This is a genomic window from Desulfobulbus sp. (assembly GCF_030824455.1).
Lineage (GTDB): Bacteria > Desulfobacterota > Desulfobulbia > Desulfobulbales > Desulfobulbaceae > Desulfobulbus.
The window spans coordinates 1-14,758 of sequence record NZ_JAVBXR010000057.1; the positions used below are offsets into that span (position 1 = coordinate 1).

General features: G+C 60.8%; 13 protein-coding genes. 11 read left to right on the plus strand and 2 right to left on the minus strand.

Annotated features, from left to right (window positions below; genetic code table 11):
• The 3 genes from RCH93_RS07980 to gspE form a co-directional block, all read left to right on the plus strand.
• Positions 1-668, plus strand: a 668-nt coding sequence (locus tag RCH93_RS07980) for a type II secretion system protein N (protein ID WP_306547821.1), incomplete at its 5' end; no start/stop codon positions are given.
• 84 nt (positions 669-752) lie between these two features.
• Positions 753-3,023, plus strand: a complete 2,271-nt coding sequence (gene gspD / locus RCH93_RS07985) for a type II secretion system secretin GspD (protein WP_306547822.1) — start codon at positions 753-755, stop codon at positions 3,021-3,023.
• A gap of 25 nt (positions 3,024-3,048) precedes the next feature.
• Positions 3,049-4,740, plus strand: a complete 1,692-nt coding sequence (gspE, locus tag RCH93_RS07990; protein ID WP_306547823.1) for a type II secretion system ATPase GspE — start codon at positions 3,049-3,051, stop codon at positions 4,738-4,740.
• Here the strand turns inward: gspE and gspF are convergent.
• Both gspF and RCH93_RS08000 read right to left on the minus strand, forming a co-directional pair.
• A complete protein-coding gene (gene gspF / locus RCH93_RS07995; protein WP_306547824.1) occupies positions 4,733-5,950 on the minus strand; it encodes a type II secretion system inner membrane protein GspF in 1,218 nt (405 codons plus the stop codon). The two genes, gspE and gspF, sit on opposite strands and share 8 nt — an antisense overlap.
• Before the next feature lie 119 nt (positions 5,951-6,069).
• Positions 6,070-6,582 carry a metal-dependent transcriptional regulator gene (locus tag RCH93_RS08000; protein WP_306547825.1) on the minus strand — a complete coding sequence of 171 codons (513 nt, stop codon included), beginning with the start codon at positions 6,580-6,582 and terminating at the stop codon, positions 6,070-6,072.
• A 116-nt stretch (positions 6,583-6,698) separates the two neighbouring features.
• On the opposite strand from RCH93_RS08000, the gene recN reads away from it, so the two are divergent.
• Genes recN through ruvB form a run of 8 tightly spaced genes read left to right on the plus strand, consistent with a single transcriptional unit; the run spans position 6,699 to position 14,644 of the window.
• Positions 6,699-8,390, plus strand: a complete 1,692-nt coding sequence (recN, locus tag RCH93_RS08005; RefSeq protein WP_306547826.1) for a DNA repair protein RecN — start codon at positions 6,699-6,701, stop codon at positions 8,388-8,390.
• Entirely contained in the window at positions 8,387-9,430 is a 1,044-nt protein-coding gene (locus tag RCH93_RS08010) for a thiamine biosynthesis protein (RefSeq protein WP_306547827.1), read from the plus strand. Before recN ends, RCH93_RS08010 begins: the two co-directional genes overlap by 4 nt.
• Before the next feature lie 3 nt (positions 9,431-9,433).
• A complete protein-coding gene (locus tag RCH93_RS08015; RefSeq protein ID WP_306547828.1) occupies positions 9,434-10,930 on the plus strand; it encodes a CCA tRNA nucleotidyltransferase in 1,497 nt (498 codons plus the stop codon).
• Positions 10,931-10,956: 26 nt separating this feature from the next.
• Positions 10,957-11,559, plus strand: a complete 603-nt coding sequence (locus tag RCH93_RS08020) for an RlmE family RNA methyltransferase (protein ID WP_306547829.1) — start codon at positions 10,957-10,959, stop codon at positions 11,557-11,559.
• Between the two features lie 48 nt (positions 11,560-11,607).
• Complete coding sequence (locus RCH93_RS08025; protein WP_306547830.1) at positions 11,608-12,357, plus strand: YebC/PmpR family DNA-binding transcriptional regulator; 750 nt, start codon at positions 11,608-11,610, stop codon at positions 12,355-12,357.
• Between the two features lie 22 nt (positions 12,358-12,379).
• Positions 12,380-12,868, plus strand: a complete 489-nt coding sequence (gene ruvC / locus RCH93_RS08030) for a crossover junction endodeoxyribonuclease RuvC (protein WP_306547831.1) — start codon at positions 12,380-12,382, stop codon at positions 12,866-12,868.
• Between the two features lie 58 nt (positions 12,869-12,926).
• The gene (gene ruvA, locus RCH93_RS08035; protein WP_306547832.1) at positions 12,927-13,568 is read left to right on the plus strand and encodes a Holliday junction branch migration protein RuvA; all 642 of its coding nucleotides are present in this window, start codon (positions 12,927-12,929) and stop codon (positions 13,566-13,568) included.
• 8 nt (positions 13,569-13,576) lie between these two features.
• Positions 13,577-14,644, plus strand: a complete 1,068-nt coding sequence (ruvB, locus tag RCH93_RS08040) for a Holliday junction branch migration DNA helicase RuvB (RefSeq protein WP_306547833.1) — start codon at positions 13,577-13,579, stop codon at positions 14,642-14,644.
• Positions 14,645-14,758: the final 114 nt, after the last annotated feature.

Below are 14,758 nucleotides of genomic sequence, written 5' to 3' on the forward strand. Positions count from 1 at the left end.
CTGCCGCCGCCCTGCCGCAGCCGCAGTCGGAAGGGGAAGAAGAGACGCCAGCGGCCAACGATTATCAGGTGATTCTGACCAGGAATATTTTTAAGGCGGCGCTGGAGTCGGGCGATCAGGCCGCAGGCGACGAGTCGCAGGCGCAGTTGGATGATTTGGCCGAAACCAAACTGCATCTGGCCTTGCTCGGCACCGTGACCGGCGCCAAGGACGACGCGCGGGCAATCATCCGGGACGAAAAAAATCAACTGGAAGATCTCTATCAGGTGGGCAGTGAAATCCAAGGGGCCATCATTACCCGGATCAGCAGGGGCAAGGTGGTGCTGCAGGTCAATGGTCGGGAAGAGGTCCTCAACATCAAGGATCCCCAGGAAGACGGCCAGCGACCGGAACGAGCCGGAAAACCTGCGGCCGCAGCCCCGGCAATGGCCGCCCCCAGCGCCGCCCCGGACAGGGCCGTCGAGCGTCAGGCCCCGGAGGCCATGCCGCGTCGACGGATCAGCTTCCGCGGCGCCAATCCCCCGCCTGCCGCCGCTCCCAATGAAGACAAGCCGCCCGAGTCTGAGCCGGAACCAAGCGTTGACGTTCAACCCGTGCCTGACGACGAAAGCGCCCCCCCGCAGGCCAGAGAGACCGAGAATGACGCTGATCAGCAGCCGACGAAATAGATGGGCGCGCCGTGCACAGACCGCGCCGCAACGAACAACAGCAGGCTGGACCCCAAAAACTGCTCATCTGAGATGTGAACGACTATGAGAAAATCCGTTTTGACCGGCGGCGCACTGCTGCTCTTCCTCGTGTTTCTGCTGGTGTGCATTGGACCGCTTGGCGCCGCGAATCCCAAAATAGTGCAGCAGGAGGGCAGTGGAACGCAGCGGTTTGTCACCATCGACTTCAATGACGTTGATATCAATCTTTTTATTAAATACATCAGTGAGTTGACTCAGAAAAACTTCATCGTCGACCGGGAGGTGAAGGGCAAAATCACGGTCATCTCGCCCACCCGGATCTCCGAGGAAGACGCCTATCGGGTGTTTGAGTCCGTGCTTGAGGTGCATGGCTTTGCCGCCATCCCCAGCGGTTCGGTGACCAAGATCGTGCCGTCGGCGGCGGCGCGGTCAAAAAACATCGCCACGGTGCGCGAAGGCGAGCTGCCCTCCGGGGAAGACAAGATTGTCACCCAGATCATCTCCCTCAAATACGCCAACGCCGAGGAAGTGAAGAACCTGTTGACGCCTCTGGTTTCCAAAAACAGCGTTCTGATTGCCCACGCCAATTCGGGCATGATCATTCTCACCGATTTTTATTCCAACATCAACCGCTTGCAGGAAATCATCAGGGCCGTGGACGTGCCCTCGGACAGCGAGGAAATGGTCATTATTCCCCTGCGGCACGCCTCGGTCGAAAGCGTGTCCAAGGCCTTGACCCCATTGTTTGCGGCCGCTCCGGCGCAAAAAGGGGTGCGTCCGGAAACCGTCAAGGTCATCCCCTTTGAGCGCACCAACGCCCTGATTGTTTTTGCCTCCAAGGCCTCGGTTGCGCGGGTGCGCAATCTGGTTCAGCAGTTGGACACGGATGTGCCCAGAAAAGAAGGGAATTTGCGGGTGCTCTACCTGCAGCACGCCAACGCCGAAGAGCTGGTTAAGGTGCTGATGAATCTGCCCGATGAAAAATCGGGCGGAAAAAGTACCGAGGCCAGCAGCGGCAAGGCGACCGGCGCCCCTTCTGCGCCGGCAATCTCCAAGGACATCAAGATCGTGGCCGACAAGGAAACCAACGCCTTAATCATCACCGGCCCCCGCGAGGAATACGAGGTGGTGGAGGATGTGGTCAAGAAGCTCGACATCCCCCGGCGCATGGTCTATCTGGAAGCCCTGATCATGGAGGTGAAGGTTACCAAGGATTTCAACATCGGCGTGCAGTGGGCCGACCGCGAGGGTCATGTCCAAGGAGGGTTCAGCGGCAACGCCACCTCCTCCTACAACGCCCTGGATGGGTTGGCCACCGGCTCCCTGCCGCCTGGTTTTACCCTGGGCATCCTTGAGGAAGGCATAACCATCGGCGACGTCACCTTTCCTAACCTTGGCGCGGTGGTCAATGCTTACAAGAGCGACGACGACGTTAATGTGATCGCCACCCCGCAGATTTTGACCACGGACAATAAAAAGGCCTCCATCAAGGTGGGTGAAAACGTCCCTTACATTACCAGCAAAAACACCACGGACTCGACCCAGGACTACACCAACTATGAGTACAAGGATGTGGCCACCAGTTTGACCATCACCCCCCAGGTCAATCAGGCGGAAGTGATCCGCCTGGAGATCGGGGTTGAGGTTATTAAGCTGAAGGATACGGAAGCGACCAGCACGCCTTCCACCTTTACCCGCACCGCCGACACCACGGTGGTGGTCCATAATGAACAGACCGTGGTCATCGGCGGCATGATCGGTCAGGACACCACCTCCGGCGAATACAAGGTGCCGATTCTGGGCGACATTCCCGGACTCGGCTGGCTGTTCAAGTCACGCGGCAACTATCAGGAAAAGACCAACCTGTATATATTCATTACGCCGCATATTGTTGAAAATCCTGCGGAGTTGGCTGATTTGTATCAGAAAAAACGGCATACTATGGAGGCACTGCACAAGGAACCCGGCGACATTGCCGATCAGTTCTTTCATCCTCCGGACACCAACGCGGCGCAGAGCGTGGCCCTCTCGGACATCGGCTTTGCCAAACTGCAGCAGAATGATCTGCGCCGAGCCCGGGAGTATTTTGAACAGGCCTTGAAGAACGATCCCAACAACGGCGCGGCCCTGATCAATCTGGCCACGGTCTGCGAACGAGAGGGGAAGAAGGCTGAGGCGGAGGCCCTGTATCGTCGGGTGTTGGCCTTGCCGCAGCAAGCGGGCCAAGAAGGTCAAGGCGGGCAAGCAGGCGGACAGACGGGGGAAGAGTCCATGAAGGCGATTGCCAGGGCTGGCCTCAAGCGTCTGCAACTGGCCAACGGCAAGGGCATTTGAGGATGCGCCCGGAGGTGGATCGACCATGCGGCTCTTAGGGGAAGTCCTGCGGGAAACATTCGGGGTTGCCGCAGAAAGCATCGAGGCGGCGTTGGCGGTGCAGCGGGAAAAGGGCGGCCGCATCGGCGAAATTCTGATTCAGTTGCGCAAGATCAGCGAAGACGATCTGCTCAGCGCCCGCAGCCTGCAATGCGGGTTGGACGTGGTGCACAGTCTGCCCACCGATCCTGATCCTTTTTTTGTGCCGCGGGTGCCCATCGGGTTTTTAAAAAAATTTAAGATGATGCCGATAGCCACGCCCGAGGCCTCGTACATTGCCCTGGCCGAACCGTTTTACTTTCAGCAGGCGGACGATCTGCAGCGCCTGTTGCAGTGGGAAGGGATACGGACCGTGTTGACCCCGCAAAACGAGATTTTCGTCGCCATCAACGCCGCCTACGACACCACCCGCAAGGACGCCGCCGACCGGGTGATGCAGGACATGGACGAGGACGATCCGGAAAGCATCCTCTCCGAGATCGAGGAAACCGCCGATCTGCTCGACGACACCAGCGACGCCCCGGTGATCAAGCTGGTCAATCTGGTGCTCTCCCAGGCGGTGCGCGACGGGGCCAGCGACATCCACATCGAGTCCTACAAGGACCGGATCAAGATTCGCAAGCGGGTCGACGGCATCCTCTACGACATGTACTCGCCGCCGCGGCACGTGCAGGGCAAGCTGATCTCGCGCCTCAAGATCATGGCCAAGATGGACATCGCTGAGAAACGGTTGCCCCAGGACGGACGAATCGAGATTCGTCTGGCCGACAAGAACATCGACATCCGGGTGTCGACTCTGCCGACCAGCTTTGGCGAGCGGGTGGTCATGCGGTTGCTCGACAAATCGAGTTCGCTGGTGCCGCTGGAGGATTTGGGCTTGTCCAAGGACGATCTCAACCACTTTATGCGGATGCTCAAGGCCCCGCACGGGATCATCCTGGTGACCGGTCCAACCGGCAGCGGCAAGACCACCACCCTCTATTCGGCCCTGGGCATCCTCAACAACGCGGACATCAACATCATCACCGTTGAGGACCCGATCGAATACCAGATGAACGGCATCAGTCAGGTGCAGGTCAACCCCAAGATCGGGCTCACCTTTGCAAGCGGGCTGCGCACCATCGTCCGCCAGGACCCGGACGTGATTCTGGTCGGCGAGATCCGCGACGTTGAAACCGCCGAGATCGCCATTCAATCAGCCCTGACCGGTCATCTCGTGTTCTCCACCCTGCACACCAACGACGCGGCCAGCGCCATCACCCGACTGATCGACATGGGCGTGGAGCCGTTTCTGGTTTCCTCGGCGGTCAACGCCATCATGGCCCAACGGCTGGTGCGCAAGATCTGCCCGCATTGCCGCGAGGCGTACACGCCCGCCAACGCCTATCTGGAACGGGTGGGTTTGTCGCCGATCAAGTTTGCAGATAAGAAACTGTACCGTGGGGCCGGTTGCGTCCAATGTCTGCAAACCGGGTACAAGGGGCGGATCGGAATTTTTGAGCTGATGAGCCTGACGCCGGCAATGAAAAGTTTGATTTTGACCACTTCGGACGCGGGCCAGATCAAAAAGCAGGCGCTTTCTTCGCTGGCGACCGGCATGTTGAGCCTGCGCCAGGATGGGCTGCGCAAGGTGCTGGCAGGGTTGACTACTTTGGAAGAGGTCTTCCGGGTTACCTGATCAGTTGGTTCATTTCAAAAATGGGCAGCAGAATCGACACCACGATGAAGCTGACCACCATGCCCATGGCGAGGATCATCACTGGCTCGATCATTGAGGTCAGCGCCAGGATTTTTGTCTCCACCTCCTTCTCGTAACTGTCCGCCGCCTTGGCCAGCATCTTGTCCAGGGAACCGCTCTGTTCGCCCACCGCCATCATCTGCACCAACATCGGCGGAAACCATTTGCCGCCCTTGAAAAATTGGGACAAGCTGGCTCCTTTTTCCAGTTCGTCGCAGGCTTCGCTGATTTGTTCGGCCAGAATGACGTTGTCGAGGATGTTCTTGACGATCTCCAACGAGGCCACCAGGGGCACGCCCGATTGGAGCAAGCTGGCCAGGGTGCGGCTGAACAGGGCGGAAGCTGTTTTGATGCTGAGGTCGCGCAGGCCGGGGAAGGTGAGCTTGAGGGTGTCCCAGCGTCGCCTGCCGTCGGCTGTGGCGATATACCAGCGAATGCCGGCGCCGGCGCCGAACGCGAGAGCCAGCACCGCCCACCAGAACTGTTTGAGCACGGTGCTGAGACTGATGAGGATGATGGTCGGCAGGGGCAGGGCCTGTTGGGTGCCCTCAAAAACCGAGGTGATGCTGGGCACGATAAAGGTGATCAGCAGAAACAGGACGACAGTCCCAACCACGGCCATGAAAATCGGATAGAGCAGGGCGGCCTTGACCCGGCTGCGGATGGCGTGCTGGTTTTCGCCGAACTCCGCCAGTCGTTCGAGCACCACGTCAAGCGAACCGGAGGCCTCGCCGGCGCGCACCATGTTGACGTAGATTTTTGAGAACAGCCGGGGATGCTCGGCCAGGGCGGTGGTCAGCGCGTTGCCCTCGTTGACCGCGTCCTTGATCTGGGCGAGCACGGTTTTAAGCGAACGATTGGCGGTTTGTTCGGTCAATCCGGCCAGGGCCGGCACCAGCGGAATGCCGGCGCCCAGCAGGGTGGCCAATTGCCGGGTGGCGATGTGGATCTCCTGTTGTTTGACGCTCTGCCCGAGTTGTCGCGAGAAGAAGGGCGTTTTCTCGCCTCGGGTCGAGGTCTCTTTGATGTCCACCGGATAGTGCCCCTGGCCGCGAATTTTCTGCCGTGCGGCGGTCAGCGAGTCCGCGTCGAGCACTCCTTTGAGCTTTTTGCCCGCAACGGTCAGGGCGGTGAATTCATAGACAGGCATAGCGTTCAGGCGCCGTAAAAGGAAAAGGTGCGGGAGAGGTATCCATTGCGCCGCCGGCGAGGTATGCTAATATAGCGGATTGGAATGCGGGAAGCGGCAAAACTTCCGAAGGGCATGGCCTATTTCTCAATCGGGGCTGGTTTGCCGTCCATGCAGTGCGAGACGCAGGCGGCGCAGCTGTCCGGGGTTCGGCCCTGCTGGCAGAAATTGGCAAAGCCGCTGATCAGGTCCTTGCCGCCCCGGGGGCAAATCTCAAGGAATTTGATGAAATCGACCATCCGGCCGATGATTTTTGGCGGCGCGGTGTGTTCGATTTTGCAAGCGCCCTCTTCGGCAAGGGGCTCCTCAATAGCCAGCACATCAATGAAGAATTGTTTCAACGAGTTGTGGCGAAGGATGACGTCCTCGGCAATCAACCGTCCCTCGGCGGTCAAGGTGATGACCTCATACGGGGCGTAGTTGATCAACCCCTTTCTGGAGAGAGCCCGTAACGCCTCGGTGACCGAAGCGCCGCTCACGGACAGGCGGGCGGAAATGTCTTTTCCCCGGGCCACCTGTTTATCCGTAATGATATGGTAGATGGCCTCGATGTAGTCTTCGAGGCTGGCGCTGAGCTGTTGCGGTTCCATCATCTCGTCCCTCCGGACTGCTGAATTTTACATGTATCTTCAATACGATACATTTTTGCCCCCTGGGCGTCAAGGATAATGTCGCCTTTTCGGCCCGCCCCTTTTGCCATGAAACGACCATGTTGCAGGAACTTCGAGTACATAATCTGGCCCTGATCGATTCCCTTCATCTCGATCTGACGGCGCAACAAACCGGCCTGATCGTGTTGACCGGCGAGACCGGCGCCGGCAAGTCGATCATTCTTCAGGCGATCAATCTGCTGACCGGGGGCCGGGGCGCGGCCTCCTGGGTGCGCAACGACTGCGAGCAGGCTGGGATCGAGGCGGTTTTTACAATTCGTCCCGATCACGCCGAGCTTAATGGATTGCTCAGCGAACATTCGCTCAAAGACGGTTCCTCCTGCATTGTTCGCCGGGTGCTCACCCGGGAGGGACGGTCTAAGGTGTACGTTAACGATCAGTCGGTCACCACCCGGCTGTCCGGCGAGTTGACCGCCGGGTTGATCAACATCGCCAGTCAACACGACCACCAGCAACTGCTCAACGCCCGCAATCACCTCGACTATCTTGACGTTTTCGGCGAACTCCGGGGGCTGCGGCAGCAGTTCGGCAAATTGTTTCATCGGTGGCAGCAGGCCTCTTCCGAGTTGCGGCAACTGCAGGAGAAGGAGCAGGACAAGGAACAACAACGAGATTTTCTTCGCTTCCAGCTTGAGGAAATCCGCAAGTGCGGCCCGGTCGCCGGCGAAGACGAGCAGCTGCTGCGCGAACGCGAGCAGTTGAAATCCTCCGACGCCTTGCTGCGGCTGGTCGGCGCCGGCAGCCGGCTGTTGTCGGGCATGGTGGGCAACCTGGCCGACGTCCGCAAACACATCGGCCACGCCGCAGGCCTGGACGCCGGGCTTGCGCCGTTGTCCGAACGGATCGGCGCCGCCGGCTTTGAGCTGGAGGATCTGGACGCCGCCCTGCAAAAATATCTCGACGAAATCCCCATGGACCCATCCCGGCTCGATCTGATTTCCGGACGGCTGGCCGAGTTGAAGCAGCTGCAGCGCAAATACGGACCCACGCTTGAAGAGGTGATTGCCTTTGCCGCCGGGGCTGAAGCCAATCTCGCCCTGCTGGACAGCTTGGAGCAGGAGATTGCCCGGGCCGAGGTGCGGCTGGAGGAGATCTCCACCGAGGCCCTGCTCCGCGCCGCCGAACTGACCCAGGCGCGTCGGGAGGCGGCCAAGCGGCTGGAGGCGGGCATGGAAAAAGAACTGGCTTCGCTTAGCTTTCCCCAGGCGGTGTTCCGGGTGGCGGTGACCGAGCCGGAGGGGCTGGGAATGGACGGCATTCACAGCACCGGCCGCGACAATGTCGAGTTTCTTTTTTCGGCCAATCCCGGCGAGCCGGCCAAGCCGCTTGCCAAGATCGTTTCCGGCGGCGAACTGTCGCGGTTGATGCTGGCGATGAAATGTCTGCTGGCCCGTCGCGATCAGGTGGACACCGTGATTTTTGACGAGGTCGACGCCGGAATAGGCGGGCAGGCCGCCGAGGCGGTGGCGGAAAAAATCGGCGAGCTGGCCGGACATCATCAGGTGCTGTGCATTACCCATCTGCCGCAGATCGCCGCCTGGGCCGATCTCCATTTCAAGGTGGAAAAGCAGGTCGAAAACGGCCGCACCCGCACGGTGATCAACCCCTTGGGCAAAGAGGCGCGGGTCGGCGAGCTGGCGCGGATGCTGGGCGGCGAACATCCCACCGCCCAGACCCTGGCCTTTGCCGGCGAATTGATTGAACGCGGCAACACGAGGAAATTGGCGTGAACAAGCGAGTTGCCTTGGGTTTGTTTTCCGGCGGCCTGGATTCAATCCTGGCCTGCCGGGTGGTTGCCGATCAGGGGGTGCGGGTGATTGCTCTCAAATTTGTGACCCCGTTTTTCGATCACGAATTGCTGGATCGCCGTGAAGAATACGCCCGCTCCATGCAGGCCAAATACGGCCTGGAGGTGGAGCTGGTCGACGTCAGCGAGGGCTATCTGCGCCTGCTGGAAAATCCGGTCCATGGATTTGGCAAGCATTTCAACCCCTGCATCGACTGCAAAATTCTGATGCTGCGTCGGGCTCGCGAATTGATGCCGATGTACTCCGCCTCGTTCCTGGTCACCGGCGAGGTGCTCGGGCAGCGGCCGATGTCGCAGCGGCGGGACACGCTGCGGGTGATTGAGCGCGACTCCGGCTGCAGCGGGCTGCTGCTGCGGCCGCTGAGCGCCAAGCTGATGGCGCCGACCCCGGCTGAAACCGAGGGTCTGGTGGATCGGGAACGGCTGTACGGCTTTTCCGGGCGGGGCCGGCGGCAGCAAAAACTCCTGGCTGCTGAAATGGGCATAACCGAATACCCGACCCCGGCCGGCGGCTGCATGCTCACTGACCCTAATCTGGCCGCGCGGATCAAGCATTTCTACAACGGTCTCTTTTCCTTTGGCGAGGCGCGGGCCGTAGGCGACGTCCGCCTGCTCAGCGTGGGACGGCAGTTCAAGCTTGGCGACGACCTTTGGTTTATTCTCGGCCGCGACGAGCGGGAGAACATTCGCCTGGAAAAAATGCGCGGCCCGGACGACTGGCTGCTGCGCATGACCGTGCGGCCCGGTCCGCTTGGTTTGCTGCGGCATGCAGGCCTTCAGGCCCCCGGTTGGCCTGACGAGGCCGAGGTGCTGCGCCGGCTGGCTGGGCTGGTGGTGCGCTACGGCAAAAAGGTCGCGGACGAACCCCCGGAGGCCGAAGTGATGATCGACAAGGGCGCATCGATTGTGCATCAGCGTTTTGCACCGCTGGCCGACGACGATGCCCAACTCTGGCGGATTTAGGCTGTGGCGCAGGCGCAAGAAACCCTGACCCGGCGGCGGATTCTGGCGGTGTTGCCGGCGTGGCTGCAGATCCAGTTGACCACCCTTGCGCGGGAGCTGGGAGGCGAACTCTACCTGGCCGGCGGCGCGGCGCGCGATCTGCTGCTGGGCAAGACGCCCGAGGATATCGACCTCACCGTGGCCGGCGGGGCAAGCCTTTGGGCCGGCAAATTGGCGACCCTGAGCGGCGGCGCCTATGTGCCTCTGGGCCGCGACGAGGACGCGGCGCGGGTGGTCAGCCGCCGGACGACCATTGATTTTTCCTCCTTCCGTCAGGGCGCGACGACCATTGACGAGGATCTTGTCCGCCGCGATCTGACGCTTAACGCCCTTGCCGTGCGCCTTGACCCGTTGCTGCTTGATCCCCAGGCTCTGGACGCGGCTGTCCCGCTGATCGATCCCACCGGCGGCCGTGAAGATCTGGCAAGGGGCGTGATTCGGGCGGCCAGCGTCGAGAGTTTCGCAAGCGATCCGCTCCGCCTGTTGCGGGTGTTTCGTTTTGCCGCCACCCTGGGGTTTGCGGTCGACGCCGCCACCCTGGCGCTGGTGGAGCGGCAGGCCGAACTGCTGTCCCGGCCAGCGCCCGAGCGGGTGGCCCACGAAATGGACCTGATCATGGCCTCGGGCAACGGACATGCGGCGGTGTGCGCCATGGCCGACGCCGGTCTGTTGTGGATCGTGGTTCCCGAGTTGATTGCCGGGGTCGGTCTGGAGCAGCCCAAAAGTCATCATCTTGACGTTTTTCGGCACAACCTGGAGGCTCTGCGCTGGATGGAGCAGATCACGGCGGCTCCGGGCCGTTGGTTTCCGGAAGAGGGCGACGGTCTTGCCGCCTATTGCGCCGGCGAAGGTCAGCGCCGTCGCCTGCATTGGGCCGCGCTGCTTCACGATCTGGGCAAGCCGGCCACCTGTGTCCTACGGCCGGACAAGGGCGACCGCATCACCTTTTACAATCATGACCGGGTCGGGGCCGAGATGTTCCGCGGTTTTGCCTTGCGGCTACGGTGGAGCAACGACGACCGGGAGCGGGTGGCCCATCTGATTGACGGCCATATGCGGCCATTTCACCTGGCCAACGTCGCCCGCGCCGGCGGCCTGACCCTGCGCGCCTCGATCCGCATGGTCCGCAAGGCCGGAGCCGATCTGCCGGGGCTGTTTCTGCTGGCCATGGCCGACAGCCTGGCCGGGCAGGGCGTGGAGCGGATCGAGGGCATGGAAGCGGAACTGGCCGCGCTGTACCGGACGCTGGATCGGGTTCGCCTCGAACACGTCGCGCCGGTGGCCGCCGCGCCGCCGCTGCTCACCGGTCGGCAACTGATCGAAACCCTGGGGCTCGCGCCGGGACCGATCTTCAAAACCATCCTCGCGGCCATTGAGGAGGCGCGGATGGAGGGTCGGGTGACCGACGTTGCCGGGGCTCTGCGGCTGGCCAGGGAAATAGTTGTCAATAATTCGCTGTAACCGGCGGAAACGTAAAGGAAGGGCAGATGCGCGACGAACAGGATTACTACTTCAAGAAAGCAAAAAAAGAAAATTACCCGGCCCGGTCGGTGTACAAGCTGGAAGAAGCCCAGTTGAAGCACAAGTTTCTGAAAGGCGGGCAGCGGGTGCTGGATCTGGGCTGCCATCCCGGCAGCTGGAGTTTATACGCCTCCGGCGTGATTGGCGAGAAAGGCGTGGTGGTGGCGGCGGATTTGCAACGCACCGACATCCCGGTTCAAAAACCCCATGCCGAAATCCATTGGCTCTGTTATGATGTGTATTCGGAGGAGTTCGTCGATTATCTGAAACAGCACTGGCCGGGGTTTCACGTGGTGCTCAGCGACATGGCGCCGCGAACCACGGGCAGCCAGTATGCCGATCATCAGCAGTCGCTGAGGCTGGTGCGGCGCGTTCTTGAGTTGTCCGCAATATTCCTGCATGAAAACGGCACGTTTTACTGCAAGGTCTTTCAGGGAGAGGATTTTCCCGAATTTCTCCAGGAATGCAAACCGTTGTTTACAACCGTCAAGGTGGTGAAACCCAAAAGCTCGCGGAACGAAAGCCGGGAGGTTTTTGTGCTGGGGCGCGGGTTTCGTCGGGCGAGATAAATTGTATCCAAGCAACTGTACGATATTATTCATTCAAGGAGTCAGAGCGTGTCGGGACATTCAAAGTGGAGCACGATCAAGCGCAAGAAAGGGGCCAATGACGCCAAGCGCGGCAAGATTTTCACCAAGCTGATCAAGGAAATCACCATTGCCGCGCGCATGGGCGGCGGCGACATTGACGGCAACCCGCGCTTGCGCAGCGCAGTCACCGCAGCCAAGGGCGAGAACATGCCCAAGGAAAACATCGACCGGGCCATCAAAAAGGGCACCGGCGACCTGGGCGGCGCAATATACGAGGAAATTCTCTACGAGGGCTACGGTCCCGGCGGCGTTGCCGTCTTAGTGGAGACCATGACCGACAACAAAAACCGCACTGTTGCCGACATACGCCATTTCTTCGCTAAGAGCGGCGGCAACCTGGGCGAGTCCGGCTGCGTGGCCTGGATGTTCGACAAAAAAGGCACGCTCTCGGTCGACAAAGACGGCGTGGCTGAAGACGAATTGATGGATCTGGCCCTGGAGGCAGGCGCCGAGGACGTGGTCGAGGAAGAAGACAGCTTCCAGATCATCACCGCCCCGGAGGCCTTCAACGACGTGGTCGACCAGTTGGAAAAAGGCAAGGTCAAGTTCTCCGAGGCGACCCTGTCGATGGTGCCGAAGAACAGCATCGAGGTGACCGAGGAAAAGGCGGCCCGCTCGTTGTTGCGTCTGCTGGAAAATCTTGAGGATCACGACGACGTCCAGAAGGTGCACGCCAACTTCGACATCGCCGACGACCTGATGGAGTTGTTGTCCTGATGATCGTTGCGCGTGGGATTGGATGCGGATTCTAGGCATTGATCCGGGATCGCGGATTACGGGGTACGGCGTGATTGCCGCCCAGGGCCATGAAATCGGTTTTGTCGCCTGCGGCACCATCCGCACCGGCGAGGAAACCGATTTTTCCCGGCGCCTGCTGACCATCTTTGAGGATCTGTGCGAGGTGATCAGCATCCATCAACCGGTGGTGGCTGCGGTGGAAGACATTTTTGTCGACCGCAACCCGCGTTCGGCCCTGAAGCTCGGGCACGCGCGGGGAGCCGCGGTGGTGGCGGCCATGCACAATAATCTCACCGTGTTCGATTACCCGGCCCGCAAGGTCAAACAAGCGGTGGCCGGGTATGGACAGGCGGAAAAAGGACAGGTGCAGCACATGGTGCAGACCCTGTTGCAGTTGAATTCGTCGCCGTCCAAAGACGCCTCCGACGCCCTGGCCGTGGCCATCTGCCACGCCCATCACGCTGCCTACAGCGGAAGATGCGGCGCATGAACCAGCGGCGGCTTCGCCCGCTGTTCCCCTCCCTGACTCAACCTGCCAGCGTCTGCCGATGATTGCCTCGCTCAACGGCCTTGTGCTCGTCAAAAGCCCCAACGTCGTGATCCTTGACGTCGGCGGCGTGGGCTACGAAGTGTTCATCTCTGTTCGCACCTACGACACCCTGCCGACCACCGGCGCTTCCTGTTTTCTCCTGGTCCAGACGGTGGTTCGCGAAGACGCGATTACCCTCTACGGATTTGGCAAGAAAGAGGAGAAAGAGCTGTTTTTGCTGCTGATTACTGTTTCCGGCATCGGGCCCAAACTGGCCCAGACCATCCTGTCCGGAATCGGCGTGGAGGCCCTGTGTCGGGCAATCACCGCCAAGGACGTGACCCAGCTGATGACTCTGCCGGGCATCGGCAAGAAGACCGCCCAGCGGCTTTGTGTGGAGTTGGGCGAAAAGGTCGGCGGTCTGGTCGGCGAGTTCGGGGTTGATTTTGCCGGCGGCACCACTGCGCCGGGCGCGGCCCCTAGCGGCGAGGTCCAGGTGATGGCCGACGCCGCTTCCGCCCTGATCAACCTCGGCTATCCCCAATATACCGCCTGGCAGGCCTTGCGCGCCGTTGAGAAACAGCTGGCGCACAGCGGGGACGCTCCGCCCAGGGTGGAAGACCTGATCCGCCTGGCCCTGCAGTCCCTGGCCGGAAAATAAACGAAATCATGAAACGCGAAGAGAATCTGACCGGCAAACGGTTGATCGCCGGCGAAGAACGCCAGGAAGACCTGGGCGTTGGCGTTGAAATCCGGCCGCGCCGCCTGGACGACTACATCGGCCAGGATCAGGTCAAACAGAGTCTGCGGGTGTTCATCCAGGCGGCCCTGCAACGCGGCGAACCCTTGGATCATGTGCTGTTCCACGGCTTTCCCGGTTTGGGCAAGACCACCCTGGCCTACATCATCGCCAACGAGATGGGCGCCGGCATCAAAGTTACCTCCGGGCCGGTGATTGAGCGTCCCGGCGATCTGGCCGCCATCCTCACCAGCCTGCAGGCCGGCGACGTCCTGTTCATCGATGAAATCCATCGCCTCAACCACGTGGTCGAGGAGATCCTCTATCCGGCCATGGAAGATTTCCAGCTCGATCTGGTCATTGGCCAGGGGCCGGGCGCCCGTTCGGTGAAGATGGACCTGCCCCGTTTTACCCTGGTCGGGGCCACCACCCGCACCGGATTGCTGACGCCGCCGTTGCGCGACCGGTTCGGCGTACTCCTTCGTCTTGAGTATTACAGCCCGGAGCAGTTAGTGACGATCATCCAGCGGACGGCCCGGCTGTTCCGTATGGAGATCGACGCCGACGGGGCCATGGAACTGGGACGGCGTTCGCGCGGCACGCCCCGGATAGCCAACCGTCTCCTTCGCCGGGTCCGCGATTTCTCCGAGGTGGGCGGGCATCCGGTGGTGTCCCGCACCGTGGCCGACGAGGCCCTGACCATGCTCAATGTAGATCCGCTTGGTTTGGACGAGATGGATCGCAGGATTCTTCTCACCCTGATCGAAAAATTCCAGGGCGGCCCTATCGGCCTGGAAACCCTGTCAACCGCCGTCTGCGAGGAAAAAACCACACTCGAAGACGTGTACGAACCCTTTCTCATTCAGTCCGGTTTTCTCGTCCGCACCCCCCGCGGCCGGATGGCCACTGCGGCCGCCTACGAGCATTTCCGCCTGCCCCTTCAGTCCACTCCCATGCAGCAACCTAACCTGTTCGATCTTTCCGGCAAAAAAATCTAAAGCACCCGCCATTTTCTCGCCGGAGCATCGGCACCTTGGTCGCGACAATAACATCCCTGCAAGAGCGGTTGGAGCGTTGTTGCAAAAAAACGACGCCCCGCCTTGATTTTTATC

Excerpts from the sequence above, each read along its gene's own strand:
- gspF (WP_306547824.1), bottom strand. The coding sequence starts at position 5,950 with ATGCCTGTCTATGAATTCACCGCCCTGACCGTTGCGGGCAAAAAGCTC.
- gspD (WP_306547822.1), top strand. The coding sequence starts at position 753 with ATGAGAAAATCCGTTTTGACCGGCGGCGCACTGCTGCTCTTCCTCGTG.
- RCH93_RS08020 (WP_306547829.1), top strand. The coding sequence starts at position 10,957 with ATGCGCGACGAACAGGATTACTACTTCAAGAAAGCAAAAAAAGAAAAT.
- gspE (WP_306547823.1), top strand. The coding sequence starts at position 3,049 with ATGCGGCTCTTAGGGGAAGTCCTGCGGGAAACATTCGGGGTTGCCGCA.
- RCH93_RS08000 (WP_306547825.1), bottom strand. The coding sequence starts at position 6,582 with ATGATGGAACCGCAACAGCTCAGCGCCAGCCTCGAAGACTACATCGAG.
- ruvA (WP_306547832.1), top strand. The coding sequence starts at position 12,927 with ATGATTGCCTCGCTCAACGGCCTTGTGCTCGTCAAAAGCCCCAACGTC.
- recN (WP_306547826.1), top strand. The coding sequence starts at position 6,699 with ATGTTGCAGGAACTTCGAGTACATAATCTGGCCCTGATCGATTCCCTT.
- ruvC (WP_306547831.1), top strand. The coding sequence starts at position 12,380 with ATGCGGATTCTAGGCATTGATCCGGGATCGCGGATTACGGGGTACGGC.
- ruvB (WP_306547833.1), top strand. The coding sequence starts at position 13,577 with ATGAAACGCGAAGAGAATCTGACCGGCAAACGGTTGATCGCCGGCGAA.